The 18,843-nt window shown below is 71.8% G+C and carries 5 protein-coding genes and 1 pseudogene; all 6 read left to right on the top strand.

Annotated elements, in window-relative coordinates:
• Positions 1 to 47 precede the first annotated feature (47 nt).
• Positions 48 to 1,634: an amino acid adenylation domain-containing protein gene (locus BM536_RS37950; RefSeq protein WP_073491941.1), complete on the top strand. Its 1,587-nt coding sequence runs from the start codon at positions 48 to 50 to the stop codon at positions 1,632 to 1,634.
• A gap of 34 nt (positions 1,635 to 1,668) precedes the next feature.
• On the top strand, positions 1,669 to 1,899 hold the full coding sequence (locus BM536_RS37945; RefSeq protein ID WP_073491955.1) for a phosphopantetheine-binding protein: 231 nt from the start codon (positions 1,669 to 1,671) through the stop codon (positions 1,897 to 1,899).
• A gap of 54 nt (positions 1,900 to 1,953) precedes the next feature.
• Positions 1,954 to 3,141, top strand: coding sequence for an NAD(P)/FAD-dependent oxidoreductase (locus BM536_RS37940; protein ID WP_073491942.1), 1,188 nt, complete (start codon positions 1,954 to 1,956; stop codon positions 3,139 to 3,141).
• A gap of 44 nt (positions 3,142 to 3,185) precedes the next feature.
• A pseudogene (locus tag BM536_RS45160) lies at positions 3,186 to 10,968 on the top strand (amino acid adenylation domain-containing protein).
• 11 nt (positions 10,969 to 10,979) lie between these two features.
• The gene (locus BM536_RS43675; protein WP_245874009.1) at positions 10,980 to 14,201 is read left to right on the top strand and encodes a non-ribosomal peptide synthetase; all 3,222 of its coding nucleotides are present in this window, start codon (positions 10,980 to 10,982) and stop codon (positions 14,199 to 14,201) included.
• Positions 14,198 to 18,823, top strand: a complete 4,626-nt coding sequence (locus BM536_RS43670) for a non-ribosomal peptide synthetase (RefSeq protein ID WP_245874008.1) — start codon at positions 14,198 to 14,200, stop codon at positions 18,821 to 18,823. The genes BM536_RS43675 and BM536_RS43670 overlap by 4 nt, the downstream gene beginning before the upstream one ends.
• Positions 18,824 to 18,843 lie beyond the last annotated feature (20 nt).

Genomic DNA, 18,843 nt, shown 5'->3' with positions numbered 1-18,843 from the left:
GCGCCGGCGGCTCGCCCGACCGACACCTCTCACATCGGAGTCAGTTGATGATCCTTCAGGGAAAGCGGGTCGAGCTGCCCCCGGCGCCCGCCGTCCACCAGCGGTTCGAGGCGCATGCGGCGGCCACCCCCGACGCCATCGCCGTCTTCTGCGCCGGCCGGCAGGTGACGTACGCGGAGCTGGACGCGAAGGCGAACCAGTTCGCGCACTTCCTCACGGCGTGCGGACACGGCCGAGGTGCGAAGGTCGGGGTCTGCCTCGACTACTCGATCGACATGATCGTCGCCATCCTCGGCACGCTGAAGGCAGGCGCGGCCTACGTACCGCTCGACCCGGCCTACCCGTCGGCGAGACTCCGACTGCTGCTGGGGCAGATCCCCGATCTCGCGCTGATCGTGGCCTCCCCGGCGACGGCCGCGCTGGTCGGGTCGGTGGCCGTCGAGGTGATCGATCTCGAGCAGATGTCCGATCAGCTGGCCGGGCGCCCGGTGACGGCTCCGGAAGTCCGGGTCGCCGGGGACGACGTGTGCTACGCGGTCTTCACGTCCGGGTCGACCGGTACGCCGAAGCTGACCGCGGTGCTGCACGAGGGCTGGTTCAATCTGCTGAACTGGCTGACCCTCCAGTACCGGCTGCACAGCGGGTCGAACAACCTGGTCGTCAGCGCGTTCGGGTTCGACCTCTCCCAGCGCAGTCTGATGGCGCCGCTGTTCTGCGGCGCCACCCAGTACCTGATGGCGAGCCGGAACTTCGACGCGCTGATGGCCTACCGCATGCTGACCGAGCACGACATACGCACGGTGCACTGCGCCTCCAGCACGCTGTACCTGTTGGTGGACTGGGAGACCGCACGCGGAGGTGAGGCGCTCGCCCGGCTCGACTACGTGCTGTTCGGCGGGGAACCGCTGAAGGTCGAACGGATCGCGGACTGGGCGCGGCGCGAGGGCAACACGTGCACCCTCCTGCACCAGTACGGCGTCGCCGAGTGCACGGATGTCGCCACGTCGTACGACCTCGCCGAGTACTGGCCCGGCGAACAGGACATCGCGCCCGTCGGCAGGCCCGCCCACAACACCGACATCCACCTCCTCGACGAGCAGATGCGCGCGGTCGCGGCCGGGGAGTACGGCGAGATCTGCATCTCCGGGACCGGCGTCGGCGCGGGTTACCTCAACGGCACCGGACCGGAGAACGAGAGGTTCACGACGATCGTGGTCGACGGCGCGCCGCGCAGGCTCTACCGCACCGGTGACCGCGGAACGGTCACCGAGGCCGGCGAACTGGTCGTCACCGGGCGGATGGACGCCCAGGTGAAGGTGCGGGGCATGCGCATCGACCCCACCGACATCGAGCGGGCGCTCGGCAGGCTGGCCGGGGTCCGGGAGGCCGCCGTGGTGATCACGTACACCGACTCCGGCGACGCCGAGCTGGTCGCGTTCCTCGTCCCGGCGGGCGGCGATCTCGCCGAGGACGACGTGCGCGGCCGTCTCCTGGAGACGCTGCCGCGGAACATGGTGCCGGCCCGGTTCCTCACCATCCCGCGGATTCCGTTGAGCCCGCACGGAAAGGTCGACCGCGCGGCACTCGTCGAGGCGTGCCGGAACCGGTTCGCCGGTATCGGCACGACGGCATAGTCGACAGGCCCTGGTGGCCACCGAGAGGAATGTGATGATTGCCGACAGCGTGCGCCTCATCTGGTGCCGGGAACTCCAGCGCGACGACATTTCGGTCGACGACAACTTCTTCGCCCTGGGCGGCCAGTCCGTGATCATGGCCAGGATTCAGGGTGCGTTCGTCGAGGAGTTGGGCGCCGAGGTCCCGATGGACCAGATGTTCCTCAACCCGACGGTGGCGTCGATTTCCGCGTACATCGAATCCCTGGGTGCGGTAACGCCATAGCCCCGCAGCCGAACAGCCCAATAGGTCAACAGTCCCATTGGCAAGAGAGGCGCCATGTACGACGTGATTGTCATAGGTGCCCGTTGTGCGGGTTCGCCGACGGCCATGCTTTTCGCGCGGCAGGGATATCGCGTCCTGCTCCTGGAGAAAGCGCGGTTCCCGCAGGACACGCTGTCCTCGCACTACATCCACCAACCGGGCGTGGCCCTGCTCAAGCAGTGGGGGCTGCTCGACGAGCTGCGCGACGCGGGCTGCCGGCCGATCGACCACCAGAGCTACGAGGCGCCCGGTGTCCGCCTGGACGGCTTCTCCCTGCCCGTCGACGGCCAGCGGACCACGTACGCGCCGAGGCGCTTCGTGCTCGACCCGATCCTCGCGGGCGGTGCCGTGGCGGCCGGAGTGGAGTTCCGGGAGTCCTGCGCGGTCACCGATCTGGTGTTCGAGGAGGGCCGGGTCGTCGGGGTGCGGTACACGACACCGGGCGGCGCCGGGGCGACGGACCGGGCGCGGCTGGTCGTCGGCGCGGACGGCATGCGATCGCTGGTGGCCCGCAAGGCCGGCGCGCGCAACGTCGTCGAGCACCCGCGGATGACCTGCACGTACTACAGCTACTGGGCCGGCGTTCCCGCGCACTTCGAGCTGTACGAGCGGCAGGGCCGCTGGATCGGCGTCATTCCCACCAACGACGACCTCACGCTGGTGATGACCTACTTCCCGCAGGACGAGTTCTCCGACGTCCGCACCGCGGTGGAACCCGCCTACCTGGAGGCCGTGCGCACGACGGCGCCCGAGTTGTACGAGCGGATGAACGCGGGCAGGCGCGTGGAGCAGCTGTACGGCACCGGGCACCAGGAGAACTACTTCCGCAAGGCCTACGGGCCCGGATGGGCGCTGATCGGTGACGCGGTGCACCACAAGGACTCCATCACCGCCCGCGGCATCACCGACGCCTTCCTCCAGGCCCGGTCGCTCACCGGCCATGTCGGGGAGCAGTTGCACGACGACGCGGCGCTCGAAGCGGCGCTGCGGCGCTACGAGGACGACCTGGACGACGACTTCTCCGGCTTCTACCAGGGCGCGCTCAACGTGGCCGAGTTGAAGCCCGAGGGGCGGGCCGACTTCCTCCGGAAACTGGTCGGCCACCAGGAGCTGATCGACCGCTACTTCTCGACGCTGTCGGGCGCCTGCTCCATCGACGACTTCTACAACACCGAACTCCTGACGCTGCTCGATCAGAGCTGAGTGACGGCTCGCTCCCAGGTGGCTCCGCCGATTTTGGAGAAACAATGATCCCGTTGTCGTTCGCGCAGCGTCGGCTGTGGTTCGTGGACCGGTTCGAAGGCCCCTCACCGACCTACAACGGCGCTTTCGCCCTGCGGCTGACCGGCGAACTGAGCGTGACCGCGCTGGAGTCGGCGCTCCGCGACGTCATCGACCGGCACGAGGTCCTGCGCACGGTGATCGTCGAGGACGACGACGGCGTCCCGTACCAGCAGGTGCTGTCACTCGGCCACAAGCCGTTCGGCCTGCCGGTCGTCGAGGTCACGAACGAGGAGGACAGGGCGGCGGCGGTCGACGAGGTGGCCACCCAGGCCTTCGACCTGGCCGCCGACGTGCCGATCCGCGCCAGGCTGGTGCGGAGCGGACCGAGCGAGCACACCCTGGTGCTCGTCGCGCACCACATCGCGGTGGACGGGGAGTCCTTCGGACCGCTGTTCCGCGATCTCACCACGGCCTACGCGGCCCGCGCACAGGGCAGGGCCCCGGCGTGGGAGCCGCTCCCGGTGCAGTACGCGGACTACTCGCTGTGGCAGCGCGACGTCCTCGGTGACGAGTCCGATCCGGACAGCCTGGCGGCGGGACAACTGGCGTACTGGCGCGAGACCTTGGCCGATCTGGCCCAGCCGCTTGCCGTACCCACCGACCGCCCGCGCCCGAGGACGATGAGCCACCGCGGCGATCTGGTCCGGTTCTCCATCGGTCCCGACCTGCTCCGGTCCGTGGAGAAGCTGGCCTCGCAGGAGGACACCACGGTCTCGATGGTCATGCACTCCGCGCTGGCGGTCCTCCTGCACCACCTCGGCTGCGGTGACGACGTGCCCATCGGCGCACCGATCGCGGGTCGCACCGATGAGGAACTGCGGGACCTCATCGGGTTCTTCGTCAACACCTGGGTCCTGCGCGTCGACCTCTCCGGGAACCCGAGCTTCGGCCAACTGCTCAACCGGGTGCGGAACCGGGCCCTCGCCGCCTACGACAACCAGGAGATGCCGTTCGAGCGGCTGGTGGAGCTGCTGAACCCGGACCGGTCCACCGCGTACCACCCGTTCTTCCAGGTGATGCTCTCCTGGCAGCCGCCCGTGCCGGACCTGGAGATCCCCGGCCTCGACGTCCGCGCCGAGAGGCTCGAGACCAAAACAGCCAAGTTCGACCTGTTCTTCGACATGATCCCGAACGGCTCGGGCGGGGCGGAGTGCCGACTGGAGTACGTCGCCGACCTGTTCGACAAGGACACCGTCGAGGGAATCGCGAACCGGTTCGTCCGCGTGCTGGGCCGACTCGTGGCCGAACCGGGGCGCAGGGTCGGCGGCATCGACGTGCTCGACGCGGGCGAGCGGGACCGGTTGCTCGTCCGGTTCAACGACAACGCCACCACGGTGTCCGAGCTGACGATCCCGGAGCTGTTCGAGAGCCAGGTCGCCAGGACGCCGGACGCCCCGGCGATCGTGTGCGACGACCGGACGCTGACCTACCGGGAGCTGGACGACCGGGCGAACGGCGTCGCACGGGAGCTGGTCCGGCGTGGTGCCGGACCGGAGGACCTGGTGGTCCTCGCCCTGCCGCGCACCGAGGACCTGGTGGTCGGCCTGCTCGGGATCCTCAAGTCGGGCGCCGGATACCTGCCGATGGACCCGCAGTATCTGGGCGGGCGAGCGGAGAGCGTGCTGTCCGAAGCGGCTCCGCGTTTCGCGGTCACCGACTCCCGGACGTGGCAGGACCTGCCGCACGACGACATCTCGGCCGTCCACCTCGACCACCGCGCCGACTGGGACGCGTCCGAGGGGCCGCTGGACGAAGCGGGCCGGATCTCGCCCCTGGCTCCGGACAACCTGGCGTACGTCATGTACACCTCCGGCTCCACGGGCAAGCCGAAGGGCGCGGCGATCACCCACCGCAACGTCGTCAACGGGGTACGGGAGCTGGTGCGCGTGCTGGACGCGCGCCCGGGTGGCGGATGCTGGCCGGCACCTCGGTGAACTTCGACGTCTCGGTCTTCGAACTGCTGTCCACGCTGACCACCGGCGGCACGGCCGAGGTGGTGCCGAACCTGCTGGCGCTCGGCGAGCGCGACAACTGGAACGGCCACGTGATCAGCGCGGTTCCCTCGGTGCTCGGGGAACTGGTGGACCACCTGGCCGAGACGACCGACGTGCGCACGGTCGTCTTCGCGGGCGATGTGCTCCCGGCGCGGCTGGTGAGGCAGGTGCGCGAGGCCCTGCCCGGTGTGCAGGTCGTCAACTCCTACGGACAGAGCGAGAGTTTCTACGCCACCACGTTCTCCCTCGCGGCGTCCGAGGAGTGGGCGGAGAACGACATCGCGCCGATCGGAACCCCGCTGGGGAACATGCGTGCCTACGTCCTCGGACCGGGGCTCGCCCCGGTGCCGCAGGGCGTGATCGGCGAGCTGTACGTGGCGGGGACCTGCCTCGGCCGCGGCTACCACGGCCGCCCGGCCATGACCGCCGAGCGCTATGTGGCGAACCCGTTCGGCTCCGCGGGCGAGCGGATGTACCGCACGGGCGACCTGGCCCGCTGGAACGCGCGCGGTCAGCTGGAGTGCGTCGGCAGGGCCGACGGCCAGGTGAAGGTGCGCGGCTTCCGCATCGAGACCGCCGAGGTCGAAGCGGCGTGCACGCTGCACCCCGGGATCAGCCAGGCGGTGGTGGTCAGCCGGGAGGTGCCCGCCGGCGGGCGGCGGCTCGTCGCGTACGTGGTGCACACCGGCGAGGGAGCGGTCGGTGACGACGGCGCCGGTGGCATCGGCGACGTGGATGTGCAGTCCGGGGTCTCGGCCGCCGAACTGCGCAGGTTCGTCGCCGCACGGTTGCCCGACTACATGGTCCCGTCGGTGTTCGTCGTTCTCGGCCGGCTGCCCCTCGGGCCGACCGGCAAGCTGGACCGCTCGGCGCTGCCCGAACCGGAGTTCATGGGCGAGGCCTACCGGGAGCCGCGCACCGAGGCCGAGGTGATCGTCACCGCGGCGTACGCGGACGTGCTCGGTGTGGAGCGGGTCGGTGTCGACGACGACTTCTTCGCGGTGGGCGGGGACAGCCTGAGGTCGATCCAGGTGGTGGCGCGGGCCCGGGCCCGGGGCCTGGACCTCACCACGCGGGAGATCTTCGAGTGCCGCACCGCGGCCCGGCTGGCCGAGGTGGCCTCCGCCCGCGGGGACCGGCATCCGGTGCTCGCGGAGGAAGCGGGCGGTGGCATCGGCCCGATGCCCCTGCCGCCGGTGGCGCGGCACGTGCTCGAGTCCGGCGGCGGAACGAACCGGTTCGCCATGGCGATGGCGCTGGAGCTGCCGGCGGACATCGACGCGAGCGGGCTCGCCGCGACACTGGACGCCGTGCTCGACCGGCACGACCTCCTGCGCGCGCGGCTGGTCCGCGGCGACGAGCCGTCCCTCGTCGTGCGTCCGCCGGGCACCGTGCGGGCGGCGGACCTGATCCGCCGGGTCCCCTGCGACGGACGGTGGGAGGAGCCGTCCTCGCTGGAGTCGGCGAAGGCGGAGCTGGACGAGGCGGCCGGGCGACTCGACCCGGAGGCCGGAACCATGGCGGACTTCGTCTGGTTCGCCGCCGAGTCGGACGAGGGGGAGCCGGGCGAGGGCAGGCTGCTCGTGGTGCTCCACCACCTGGTCGTGGACGGAGTCTCCTGGCGCATCCTCATGTCGGACCTCGCCGAGGCCTGGCAGCGGATCCGGTCGGGCGAGCGCCCGGGCTGCCCGCGGTCGGCACGTCGGCCCGCCGCTGGGTCTCGGCCCTGTGCACCGAGGCCCTCACCCCGGAGCGGGAGGCGGAACTGCCGTACTGGCGGGACCTGCTCGCCGCACCGAACCCCCCGCTGGGGACGCGGGCGTTCGACCCGGCGGTGGATGTGATGTCCACCGTCGACAGCGTGCGGGTGGCACTGCCCGCCGACGTCACCGAGGCGGTGCTGACGAGACTTCCCGCGGCGTTCAGGGCCACCGGGACCGACGTGCTGCTCGCCGCGCTCGCCCTGGCGGTCGACCGGTGGCGCGGTGCGGACCGCTCGACCCTGGTCCGGCTGGAGGGGCACGGCCGCGAGGAGGACGTGGTCCCCGGGGCCGACCTCTCCCGCACCGTCGGATGGTTCACCAGCATGTACCCGGCCCGGGTCGACGTGAGCGGGGTGGACCTGGCCGACGTGCTCGCGGGCGGTCCCGCGGCCGGGAAGGCGGTCAAGCTGGTCAAGGAGCAACTGCGCGGGATCCCGGACAAGGGCATGGGGTACGGACTGCTGCGCCACCTGAACCCGGAGACGGCCCGGCAGCTCGCCGAGCACCCGGTGCCGCAGATCGGGTTCAACTACCTCGGCCGGATCTCCGACGCCGACGTGCCCGAGCACCTGCGCGCGGACGGGTGGGGTCCGGCGTCCTGGTCCACCGAGCTGATCCCGGCGCCCGACCCGGACCTGCCAGCGCTGTCCGCCCTCGAGGTCAACTCGGTCGTCACGGACACCGCCGAAGGCACCCGGTTGCAGGCGGCCTTCATGTTCCCCACCGGGGTGCTGTCCCGCGAGCGGGCCTCCGAACTGGCCGAGCTGTGGGTCGAGGTGCTGCACGGCCTGGCCGCGCACGCCGCACGTCCGCTGACCGGCGGGCTCACCCCCTCGGACGCCCCGCTGGTCACGGTGGAGCAGGACGAGATCGAGACCTGGGAGGAGCGCTACGGCCGCCTGGTCGAGGTGTGGCCGCAGGCCCCCGGGCAGTCCGGCATCCAGTTCCAGGCCGCGCTCGCCGACGGCTCTTTCGACGTCTACCACATGCAGTTCGTGCTGCACCTGTCCGGGCACGTGGACCCGGCGCGCGTGCGGTCGGCCGGACAGGCGCTCCTCGACCGCCATCCGAACCTGCGCTCCGCGTTCCTGAGCACGGCCGGCGGCGATCCGGTGCAGGTCGTGGCGGAACACGTCGTCGTACCCTGGCGGCACATCGATCTGACCGGTCGGAGCGAGGCCGAGCAGGACGCGGCGCTCGACAAGGCCCTCGCCGACGACCGGGCCGACCAACTAGACCCCACCCGGCCACCGTTGCTCCGCCTGGCACTGCTCACCTGCGGGCCGCGGCAGGCGAAGCTCATCGTCACCGCGCACCACACCCTGTTCGACGGCTGGTCCTCACCGGTGGTGATCACGGACCTGATCCGGCTGTACGCCGGGACCCGCGAGCTTGCTCCGGCCCGAAGCTACGGCGACTACCTGGCCTGGCTGTCCCAGCAGGACCGCGAGGCGTCGGCGGCGCGGTGGAAGGCCGAACTCGCCGGATTCGACCAGCCGACGCTGGTGGCCCCGGACACCCGCCTCAAGGGGGAGGCGTCCGCCCTCGGACGCGTCGAGGTACCGCTGTCGATCGACAAGGGCCGCGAACTCGCCCGGCGCGCCGCGCAGCTCGGAGTCACGCTGAACACGCTGCTGCAGGGCGCCTGGGCGATCCTCCTGTCCAAGCTGACCGGGCAGCAGGACGTGGTGTTCGGAGCCGTCGTCAACGGCCGCCCGGCGGACCTGACCGGCTCGGACGAAATGGTGGGCCTGTTCATCAACACCCTGCCGATCAGGGCCTTGTGCCGACCGGACCACAGCATGGGCGACCTCATCACCGATCTGCAGAACCGGCAGGTCTCCCTGCTCGACCACCACTACTACGGGCTGGCCGACATCCAGCGCGGCGTCGGGCTGCCCGCCCTGTTCGACACGATCGTCGTCTTCGAGAACTACCCGATCGACCGCGAGGGCATCGTCGACGCGAACGCCTCGGCGGGCTTCACGATCGACGCCATCCGGCCGTTCGCCGGCTCGCACTACGCGCTCACCCTCAACGCCTCCGACCCCTATCTGCGGCTCTCGCTCGACTACCAGGACAACCTGTACGACCGCGAGGCGGCCGAGGAGATCGCCGCCCGGCTCGTCCGCGTGCTCGACCAGCTGCTCGAAGACCCGACGACACAGGTCGGCACCGTGGAGGTGCTGTCGGCCGAGGAGCGGGACCGGTTGGTGCGACGGGTCAACGACACCGCCCACCCGGTGCCCGCGGACACCCTGCCGGCCGCGTTCGAGGCCCAGGTCGAGCGTGACCCGGGCCGTGTCGCCCTGATCGCCGAGCAGGAGAGGCTGACCTACCGGGAGTTCAACCGGCGCGCCAACCAACTGGCGCACTGGCTGATCCAACAGGGCGCCGGGCCCGAGCAGTTGGTCGCGGTACGCATCCCGCGTTCCGTCGACCTGATGGTGGCGGTCCACGCGGTGGTCAAGGCCGGTGCGGCCTACCTGCCGATCGACCCCGACCTGCCCGAGGACCGGGTACGGCACGTGCTCGACAGCGCGAAGCCGCTCCTGGTGCTCGACGGGACACTGCCGGACGCGTCCGGCTGCTCGGAGGCGAACCCGCGGCGCGCGCTGTCGCCCGACCATGCCGCCTACGTCATCTACACGTCGGGCTCCACCGGCGGCCCCAAGGGTGTGCAGGTGTCGCACCGGTCGATCATGAACCGGCTGAAGTGGGGGCTGGCGCACTTCGACGTCGGCGTCGAGGACCGGGTGCTGCTGAGCACGTCGGCGAGCTTCGACGTATCGGTGCCGGAGCTGTTCGCCCCGTTGCAGGTCGGGGCGGCCGTGGTCGTGGCGCGCCCGGACGGGCGCCGGGACCCGGCCTACCTGGCCGAGCTGATCCGGCGCGAGCGGGTGACCGGCGCGGACTTCGTGCCCTCCCTGCTCGAGGCGTTCGTCGCCGAGCCCTCGGCCAAGGAATGCACCAGCCTGCGCTGGATCGAGGTCGCGGGCGAGGCCTTCCCCGCCGCCCTGGCCAACCGGTTCGTCGACCTGCTGCCCGGCTGCGGCGCACACAACCTCTACGGGCCCACCGAGGCGTCGGTGGAGGTCACGGGCTGGCAGCACGTGCCGGGAGCGGACCGGGTGCCGATCGGCACGCCGATCTGGAACACCCAGGTCTACGTCCTCGACTCCGCTCTGCGCCCGGTCCCGCCCGGCGTCGACGGCGAGCTGTACCTCGCCGGCACCGGACTGGCGAGGGGCTACCTCGGACGGACCGGCCTGACCGCGGAGCGGTTCGTGGCCTGCCCCTACGGCGCGCCGGGAACCCGGATGTACCGCACCGGCGATGCCGTGCGGTGGAACCGGGACGGCCAGGTCGAGTACATCGGCCGGACCGACTTCCAGGTCAAGGTCCGCGGGTTCCGCATCGAGCTGGGCGAGGTGGAGTCGGCGCTGACCGCGCACGCCGATGTCGACGGCGCGGTGGTCGTGGTGCGGGAGGACGGCACCGACGACCAGCGGCTGGTCGCGTACGTGGTGCCGGTCCACCGCGAGGCGGAGACGGCCGAGCTGGATCCCACGGCGCTGACGGACCTGGTCCGGGAACACCTGCCGGAGTACATGGTCCCCTCGGCGATCGTGCCGCTCGCCGAGTTCCCCACGACACCGAGCGGGAAGCTCGACCGCAACGCGCTCCCCGCACCGGACCAGACCGAAGCCTCCGCCGGACGAGGCCCGCGCGACCACAACGAGGAAGTCCTGTGCCGGCTGTTCGCCGAGCTGCTCGGCGTGCGGGAGGTCGGCATCGACGTCGACTTCTTCGACCACGGCGGGCATTCGCTGCTGGCCACCCGGCTGATCGGCCGCATACGCAACGAACTGGACGTCGACGTGAAGGTCACGACGGTGTTCCGCAACCCGACCGTCGCCCAACTGGCGGCCCGGATTGCTAAGTCGAACACGTCGAAGCGGCCCCAACTGCGACAGATGAACGTTTAGGAGTAGCGTCGATGATCCCGTTGTCCTTCGCCCAGCGTCGGCTGTGGTTCCTCCACCGTCTGGAAGGGCCGTCCGCGACCTACAACATCCCGTTCGTGCTGCGTCTGGACGGCCCCCTGGACACGGCGGCCCTGGCCGCGGCGGTGACGGATGTCGTCACCCGGCACGAGAGCCTGCGCACCCTGGTCGTCGAGAACGCGGACGGCACGCCGGAGCAGCAGGTCCTGCCTCCGCAGGAGGCGGCCCCCGGGTGGCGGGTCGTCGACGTGGCCGCGGAGGCGCTGGACGCCGCGATGCGCGAGGCCGTGGGCGAGGGGTTCGACCTGGACACGGAACTCCCCCTGCGGACCACCGTGTTCCGTCTCTCCCCGCAGGAGCACGTGCTGGTGTTCGTGTTCCACCACATCGCCGCGGACGGGGCGTCGATGGCGCCGTTCCTGCGGGATCTGACATCGGCCTACACGGCTCGCCGGCAGGGGAGCGCGCCGGGCTGGAAGCCGCTCGCTGTGCAGTACAAGGACTACACGCTCTGGCAGCGGCAGGTGCTGGGTGACGAGACCGACCCCGAGAGCATCGCCGCGACCCAACTCGCCCACTGGCGCGAGGAACTGGCTGGCGTTCCGCAGCCGGTGCAGTTGCCGCTGGACCGGCCGCGGCCGACGGCGGCCAGCCACCGCGGCGGTCATGTCGACATCGAGCTGGAGCCCGAGTTGCTGGCCGGCATCGGGAAACTGGCCGCGAACCGCGGGGCCACGGCGCCGATGGTCGCCCAGGCCGCGCTGGCGGTGCTCCTGCACCACCTCGGCGCCGGCGACGACCTGACGATCGGCGGCCCGATCGAGGGGCGCCCCGACGCGCAACTCGAGGACCTCGTCGGGTTCTTCGCCAACACCTGGGTGCTGCGCGTCGACCTGTCGGGGAACCCGTCGTTCGGCGAGCTGCTGGAGCAGGTGCGCGACAGGGCCCTTGCCGCGTACGACAACCAGGACGTCCCGTTCGAGCACCTGGTGGAACTGCTCGACCCGGACCGCACCACCGCCTACCAGCCGCTCTTCCAGACGATGCTGGCCTGGCAGTTCCCGTGGTCGGAGATCGAGCTGCCGGGTCTGCGGGTCACCCCCGTCCCGGTGGGTACCGACACCGCCAAGTTCGACCTGTTCTTCAACATCGTCCCGGACCGGTCCGGGCGGGCCCACGGCCGGCTGGAGTACGCGACGGACCTGTTCGACCACGCAACGGCCGAGAGCCTCGTCGACCGCTATGTGCGCGTGCTGCGGCAGGTCGTCGCCGATCCGGGGACCCGGCTCGGCGGGGTGGACCTGCTCACCGGTGCCGAACGGGACCGGCTGGCAGAGCTGAACGAGACGACGGTCCCCGTGCCCGCGGCGACGCTGCCGGAGCTGGTCGCCGCTCAGGTGACGCGGACGCCGGACGCGACGGCGGTGGTGTCCGGGCGGACCTCCTTGTCGTACGGGGAGTTGGACGCCCGAGCCGGCCGGCTGGCCGCCGCACTGCGCGCACGAGGGGTCGGCCCGGATGTCCTGGTGGCCGTGGCGCTGCCGCGGTCGGCGGACCTGGTGGTCGCTCTCCTCGCCGTCCTCAAGGCCGGCGGTGCCTACCTGCCGATCGACCCCGCCTCCCCGGCCGCGCGCGTGGACCTCCTGCTCACCACGGCCGGTCCGGCACTGGTGCTGACCGACGGGGAGACGGCGGCGGCTCTGCCGGAGTGCCGAGTGCCGGTACTCCACCTCGATGACCTGAACCTCGCTGACCCGAGCCACGATGACCTGAACCTCGCTGACCCGAGCCACGATGACCTGAACCTCGACGGCTCGCGCCTCCACGGCCCCGTCCCCGAAGCCCCCGATGTCCGTGTCGGACCGGACAACCTGGCCTACGTGATGTTCACCTCGGGATCGACCGGGACTCCCAAGGGCGTCGGCATCACCCATGCCGCCGTGGTCAACGGCGTGCGCGATCTGCGTCGGGTGGCGCATGTCGGGGCGGGGTCCCGGATGCTCGCCGCGACCTCGGTGAACTTCGACGTCTCCGTCTTCGAGATCTTCACGGCGCTCACCACCGGAGCGAGCGTCGAGATCGTCCGCGACGTACTCGAACTGGCCGAGCGTGAACGGTGGTCGGGGGCGACCATCAGTGCCGTACCGGCGGTGTTCTCCGCCCTGCTCGACCAGGTCGCCACCGATGAACCGGGCAGCCTCGAACTCGACGTGGAGACCGTCGTCTTCGCCGGTGAGGCGCTCTCGGCCGATCTGGTCCGCAAGGTCCGGGACGCCCTGCCCGGGGTGCGCGTCATCAACGCCTACGGACAGACCGAGAGCTTCTACGCCTCCACCTTCACGCTGGAGCGGCAAGGGACCGAAAACGGCGCGATACCGGTCGGACAGCCGCTCGCGAACATGCGCGCCCACGTTCTGGGCCCGGAACTGACCCCGGTCCCGCCCGGTGTGATCGGCGAACTGTACGTGGCGGGTCTCCTCGCCCGGGGCTACCACCGAAGCGGCGCGGCCACCGCGGAGCGCTTCGTCGCCTGTCCCTTCGGCCCGGCCGGGACACGCATGTACCGCACCGGTGACCTGGCCCGGTGGGACGAGGACGGCCGGCTGAGGTACGTGGGACGAGCCGACGGGCAGGTCAAGGTCAACGGCATCCGTGTCGAGCCGACCGAGATCGAGACGGTCCTCGCCCGGCATCCCGCGGTCGGCCAGGCGGTGGTCACGGCGCGCGAGGACCACCACGGCAACACCCGGCTCGTCGGCTACGTGGCGCCCGCGGGCCCCGGCGCCACCGACGGCGATGCCGGTGCGGACGCCCGTGTTCCGGTCGCGGAGCTGCGGCGGTTCGTGGCCGAGCGACTGCCGGACTACATGGTGCCCGCCCTGTTCGTGGTCCTCGACCGGCTGCCGCTGACCGTGAGCGGAAAGCTGGACCGGGCCGCGCTGCCCGAGCCGGTGTTCGCCCGCGGGGAGTACCGGGCTCCGCGCAGCGACGCCGAGCGGGTCCTGGCCGAGGTGTACGCCGATGTGCTCGACGTCCGGCGGGTGGGCATCGACGACGACTTCTTCGCCGGCGGCGGGGACAGCATCCGGTCCATCCAGGTCGCCGCGCGCGCCAAGACGCGCGGCGTCGCGGTCAGCACACGGGAGATCTTCGAGCACCGCACGGCGCCCGGCTCGCGGAACTGGTCGAGGAGCGGGACGCGGAGGAACGGGTGACGCTGGCCGAGCTGCCGGGGGGCGGGGTCGGCTGGGCTCCGCTGCCGCCGGCGGCGGCGCACGTCCTCGAACTGGGCGGGGGCATCGGCCGGTTCTGCATGTCCGCGCTGCTCACCCTGCCCCAGGACATCGACCGTGCGGAACTCCTCGCGGCCCTGCAGACGGTCCTGGACCGGCACGACGTGCTGCGCTCCCGGCTCGACCGGACGCGGCCGGGCCTGCGGATGGAGCCGGCCGGCAGTGTGGACGCCGCGGCGCTGGTGCGGGAAGTCCCCTACGGCGACGCCGATGTGAAGGCCGAGCTGGACGCGGCGGCGGGCCGGCTGGACCCGGACGCGGGCGTCATGGCGCAGTGCGTGTGGTTCACCTCCAACAACGAGGCGGACCGGCTGCTGCTGGTGCTGCACCATCTGGTCGTCGACGGGGTGTCGTGGCGGATCCTGGTCCCCGACCTGGTCGCCGCCTGGCAGCGGGTCCGCGACGGACGCGCCCCGCAACCGGCGCCGCCGGGTACCTCGTTGCGCCGGTGGGCGCACGCCCTGGCCGAGGAGGCGGCCACCCCCGAGCGGGTGGCGGAGCTGCCCGTGTGGCAGCGGATGCTCGGCGGGGACGAACCGGTGCTGGGAGCACGGGAGCCGGACCGCACGCGGGATGTCGCGGCCACCGTGGACACGGTGCGCGTCCAGGTGCCGACGGACGTCACGGAAACGCTGCTGACCCGGGTGCCCGCCGTGTTCGGTGGCGGCGTCGACGACGGTCTCCTCGCCGGGCTGGCACTGGCGCTGGTCCGCTGGCGCCGGACGCGGGGCGTCTCATGCTCCTCGACGCTCGTCCGGCTGGAGGGCCACGGCCGGGAAGAGCACCTGGTGCCCGGCGCGGACCTGTCGGGCACGGTCGGATGGTTCACCGCGATGTTCCCGGTCCGCCTCGACGTGGCGGGCGTGGACGTGGCGGACGCGTTCGCCGGCGGTCCGGCCGCCGGCCGGGCGATCAAGGCCGTCAAGGAGCAGTTGCGGGCCGTGCCGGACAGCGGTCTCGGCTACGGCCTGCTGCGCCACCTCAATCCGGAGACGGCCGCCGCGCTGGCCGGACAGCGCCGGCCGAGCATCGGGTTCAACTACCTCGGCAGGTCTCGCGCGGACATCCCCGAGGACCTGCGCGACCTGGGCTGGGCCCCGGACACCACGCACCCGGACCTGATCGCCGCGCCGGACGCGGACATGCCGGTGCTGTCGGCCCTGGAGATCAACGCGGTGGCCACCGGCCCGGCCGACGGACAGGAGCTGACCGCCTACTTCGGCTTCCCCACCGGCGTGCTCTCCCGCGACGAGGTGAGCGAGCTGGCCGGGCTGTGGGTCGAGGCGCTGAGCGCCCTGGCCCGCCACGCCACGACACCCGGCGCCGGCGGACTGACCCCGAGCGACGTGCCCCTGGTCGACGTACGCCAGGAGGAGATCGACACCTGGGAGGCCCGCTTCGGCAAGCTGGCCAAGGTGTGGCCGACGACCCCGGCACAGTCCGGCATCCTCTTCCACGCGAAGCTGGCAGCGGCGTCGTTCGACCCGTACCACATACAGCTGGTGTTCCACCTCTCCGGCCGGGTCGATCCGGAACGGATGCGCCGGGCCGGACAGGCCCTGCTGGAGCGCTATCCCAGCCTCCGCGCGGCGTTCGTCGACCGCGCGGACGGCGATCTCGTGCAGGTGGTGCCGGAGGCGGTGACCCTGCCCTGGCGGCACCTCGACCTGACCGCGGCCGAGGAGACGGAGCGGACCGAGGCGTTCGAGAGCTTCCTGGAGCAGGACCGGGCCACCCACTTCGACGCGGACGAGCCACCGCTGATCCGGCTGGCACTCGCCGTCCTCGAACCCGACCGGCCCGAACTCGTCCTCACCGCCCACCACACGCTCTACGACGGCTGGTCGACCCCCTTGCTCATGCGGGACCTGCTGCTGCTCTACGCCTCCGACGGCGACCCGGCCGGACTGCCCGCGACCCGCGACTACGGCGACTTCCTCTCCTGGCTCGCCCGGCAGGACCGGGACGAGGCGGCCCGGGCCTGGGCGGCCGAACTCGAGGGGATCGAGGAGCCGACCCTGCTCGCTCCCGACTTCACGGGCGCGGACGACGAAGGCCGCGACCAGATCGACTTCGCGCTCCCGCTCGACGAGGCGCGCGAACTCGACCGGCGGGCGGCGGAGTTGGGCATCACCCTCAACAGCCTGGTGCAGGGCGCCTGGGCGCTGTTGCTCGGCCAGCTCACCGGCCGCCAGGACGTGGTGTTCGGCGCGACCGTCTCCGGGCGCCCGCCGGGGGTGACGGACGTGGAGTCGATGGTCGGCATGTTCATCAACACGGTTCCGGTACGCGTCGCCCACGCCCCCGGCGACACCCTCGCCGAGGTCCTGACCCGCCTCCAGAGCCGGCAGGCCGGCCTCGTGGAGCACCACCACCACGGGCTCACCGAGATCCAGCGGTCCGTCGGCCTGCAGACCCTCTTCGACACGCTGGTCGTCTTCGAGTCGTACCCGGTCGACCGGGAGGGCCTCAGCGCCGCCACCGACGCCGCGGGCGGCATCGCCTTCACCGGCCTCCGCCCGTCCGCGGGCAACCACTATCCGCTGTGCCTGATCGCGGCGGCCGACCCGCACCTGCAGTTCACCATCCAGTACGCGCCGGGTGCCTTCGACCGGGAGACGGTGGAGACGTACGCGGCCCGCCTCGTCCGCGTCCTGCGCCAACTGACCACCCCCGACCTGAAGGTCGCGCAGGTCGACGCCCTGGAGCCGGCCGAACGTGACCGGCTCCTCGCCGGATTCGACGACGCGGCCTCGGACGCCACACTCAGCGGGCTCGTCGAGGCGCAGGCGGCGCGGACCCCGGACGCGGTCGCCGTGGTCGCCGAGGGCGAGTCGCTCACGTACGCGGAGCTGGACGCCCGCGCCGAGCGGCTCGCGGCAGAGCTGGCCCGGCGCGGGGTGGGCCCGGAGACCGTGGTGAGCGTGGTCCTGCCGCGTACCGCGAACACGGTCGTGGCCCTCCTCGGCGTGCTCAGGGCGGGCGGGGCCTATCTGCCCGTCGACCCCGCCTACGCCGCCGCCCGCCTCCCGCACGTCCTGCCCACCGCCCGGCCGCACCTGGTCCTGGCGGACGCCGGCACCCGCCGGCTCGTCCCCGCCACCGACATCCCGGTCCTCGTCCTCGACGAGGTCGACCTCCTGGCACCGGCCACCAGGGACACCCCGGTGGCCGCGGAGGCGGCGGCAAGGCCGAAGGCCGGGCCCGAGAACCTCGCCTACGTCATCTACACCTCCGGTTCCACCGGCGTGCCCAAGGGCGTGGGCGTCACCCAGGCCACCGTCGTCAACGCCGTGGCCGCCCTGGTCGCGCAGGCCGGCATGGAGGCCGGCCGGCGCGTGCTGGTCGCCGCCTCGTTCGGCTTCGACGTCGCCACCTTCGAGACGTTCTCCGCGCTCACCACGGGTGGCAGCGTCGAGATCGTGCGCGACGTGCTGGAGCTGGCCGAACGCGAGACCTGGGACGTCGACGTCGTCTGCTCGGTGCCGTCGGCCTTCGCCGAACTCGTCGACCAGCTCGCCGACCGCATCAGCCCCACGGCACTGAACATCTCCGGGGAGGTGCTGACCCCGGCCCTGGCCGAGCGGGTCCGCACGCTCTGGCCGCGGGCCCGCGTCATCAACAGCTACGGCCCCAGCGAGACGTTCTACGCCACCGGCCATCTCCTCGACCCCGACGAGCCGTACACCGACGGTGTGCCCATCGGACGGCCCTTCCCCGGCGTGCGTGCCTACGTCCTCAGCCCCGGGCTGGCCCTGCTGCCCCCGGGAACACCGGGCGAGCTGTACCTGGCCGGGGCCGGACGCGGCTACCACGGCCAGGCCGCCATGACCGCCGACCGGTTCGTCCCCGACCCCTACGGGCCTCCCGGCACCCGCATGTACCGCACCGGCGACCTCGCCCGCCTCACCCCCGACGGCGAGCTGCACCACCTGGGCCGCATCGACACCCAGGTCAAGATCCGTGGCTACCGCGTCGAACCCGGCGAGGTGGAGGCCGCCCTGACGTCCCATCCCCACATCGCCCAGGCCGCCGTAGTGACCCGGCAGACCGGTGACACCACCCCCTACCTGGCCGCCTACCTCGTCCCCGCTCCTGGCCGGAGCACCCCGGGCCAGGCCGAACTGGACGTCCACCTGGCCGAGCGGCTGCCCGACTACATGGTCCCCGCCGTCTGCGTACCGCTCGACCGGCTGCCCCTGTCACCCAACGGCAAGCTCGACCTCAAGGCCCTCCCCGTCCCCGACCTCACCCCCACGACCCCCTTCCGGGCGCCCCGTACCGCCCGTGAGGAGGCTCTGGCCAAGCTGTTCGCCGAGGTGCTCGGCGTGGACCGGGTCGGCATCGACGACAACTTCTTCACGCTCGGCGGGCACTCCCTGCTCGCCACCCGGCTGATCAGCCGCGCCCGCGCCGAGATGGGGAGAGAGATACCCATCCGCAAGATCTTCGACCTGCCGACGGTGTCCGCGCTCGCCGCGTGGTCGGAGGAATCGGCTGTTCCCCTTCGCCCCAATCTCCGCAAGATGTTCGCCGAGGAGTGAAACCAGTGATTCCGCTTTCG

Source organism: Streptomyces phaeoluteigriseus (genome assembly GCF_001896135.2).
GTDB classification, from domain to species: Bacteria; Actinomycetota; Actinomycetes; order Streptomycetales; family Streptomycetaceae; genus Streptomyces; species Streptomyces phaeoluteigriseus.
This window is presented reverse-complemented; position numbering and strand designations above follow the sequence as displayed.

Coding starts and splice junctions, on each gene's coding strand:
- BM536_RS37945 (WP_073491955.1), top strand. CDS start 1,669: ATGATTGCCGACAGCGTGCGCCTCATCTGGTGCCGGGAACTCCAGCGC.
- BM536_RS37950 (WP_073491941.1), top strand. CDS start 48: ATGATCCTTCAGGGAAAGCGGGTCGAGCTGCCCCCGGCGCCCGCCGTC.
- BM536_RS37940 (WP_073491942.1), top strand. CDS start 1,954: ATGTACGACGTGATTGTCATAGGTGCCCGTTGTGCGGGTTCGCCGACG.
- BM536_RS43675 (WP_245874009.1), top strand. CDS start 10,980: ATGATCCCGTTGTCCTTCGCCCAGCGTCGGCTGTGGTTCCTCCACCGT.